The 1,625-nt window shown below is 39.6% G+C and carries 1 protein-coding gene; it reads right to left on the bottom strand.

Features of this window, described 5'->3' with window-relative positions; translation table 11 throughout:
• A partial coding sequence (gene ltrA, locus L323_RS35975) for a group II intron reverse transcriptase/maturase (RefSeq protein ID WP_020816537.1) occupies positions 1-1,133 on the bottom strand: 1,133 nt, incomplete at its 3' end.
• Positions 1,134-1,625 lie beyond the last annotated feature (492 nt).

The following is a 1,625-nucleotide window of genomic DNA, read 5'->3' as shown; positions in this document are numbered from 1 at the left end:
TTCTTGTTAATTCCAAGCTGGGTTAGATGTTTCATTCTTGTGTGCGGTAGCTTCCAATGCTTCCAAATACACATTCTCATTCTCGTGCGTATTCGTTCATCTAGTTGTCTGCACAAAGTTTTCATATTTCCTATACGGAAATAGTTTATCCAACCTCTAATTAGTTGGTTTAACTTTTCAACCTTGTAATTATTGCTAACTCCCCAACTTCGGCTTGTTAGCTTCTTCATTTTCATCTTGAACTTTTCCACAGATACCTGATGTGGTTTTGCCTTATACTGTTTCGCATTACTGTCAAAGTAGAATCCAAACCCTAAATATTTCAACCCTTTGGGTTTGTCAATTTTGCTCTTTGTCATGTTTACTTTGAGACCAAGCTTTTCTTCAATAAATCTTGTGAGACTTCTCATTACTCGTCTAGCCGACATTTCACTTCCGACCATAATAATACAGTCATCTGCATATCTTACAAAATTTAGTCCTCTTTGTTCCATCTCCTTATCAAGTTCATTTAGCATGATATTTGCTAATAACGGAGAAAGATTTCCTCCTTGTGGTGTTCCCACAATAGAGTCCTCGTACTCCCTATCAATCATAATTCCACTTACTAAGCACTTTCTAATGATAGAGATAACATCTCCATCCTTGATTGTCCTTCCTATGAGTGTCATTAGCTTATCATGATTTACTGTATCAAAGAACTTTTCCAAGTCTATGTCTACAATCCAATCGTTTCCATCATTCATCATGTCCAATGCTTTCAAAATTGCTTGTTGTGCACATCGGTTGGGACGAAAGCCATAGCTGTGTTCATGAAACTGCTCTTCATAGATTGGTATGAGAACCTGTGCAATGGCTTGTTGCACAAATCGGTCAGTTACTGTTGGTACTCCTAGATTTCTAATTCCACCGTCTGGTTTTGGTATTTCTACCCTGCGTACTGGTTGAGGCTTGTATTTTCTTTTCCTCAACTGTTCTTTGATGTGTTCGCCGTTTTCTGCAAGATGTTCTTTAAGTTCTGTGTACTTCATTCCGTCCACTCCCTCTGCACCTTTGTTCCTTACGACTTGCAAATACGCCTGATTAAGATTATCTTTTGACAGTATCTGCTCCATTAGACTACCTGTGTCCATGCGTTGTTTCCTTTCCGTCTCGCTAGATTTAACCACCCTTGACCCGATTGGTTACGGCAGATGTTGTCATTTCTGCAATACGAGACATACTTCAACTGATTGATTGTTCAGCCCTTCGCTCTGTTTCTATTACAGAAACTTCTTCACTACTATGGCTTCTGCTGACTTCTCACAATTCGTTGTTACTATGGTGAATAAACCACTTGTGAGACCTCCCCAGTTAAGGTACAAACTCTTTTCCTCCATATATCTGCCACATTTACTCTGCTCCTACAAATATGATAGTTATTAGACTTTGCTTTGTTATGCAAGCTTATCTCTTAGAGCCTAGCCTTATATGTGATTTCTGTCCGTCAGACCAGAGGTTTGCTTTCAGCTTCTTTCAGATTTCCTCTCACGAGAAACACCCTTGCTGTTTAGCTATACATTTCCCACTATCCGGGCATGTTCAGGACTTTCACCCGTTAGAGTTTGCCCATGCTGGGCAAACAT

This window comes from Ruminiclostridium papyrosolvens C7 (genome assembly GCF_000421965.1).
In the GTDB taxonomy this organism is placed as follows: Bacteria; Bacillota; Clostridia; order Acetivibrionales; family DSM-1351; genus Ruminiclostridium; species Ruminiclostridium papyrosolvens_A.
The sequence above is the reverse complement of the archived record's forward strand: the minus strand, read 5'-3'. Positions and strand labels throughout refer to the sequence as shown.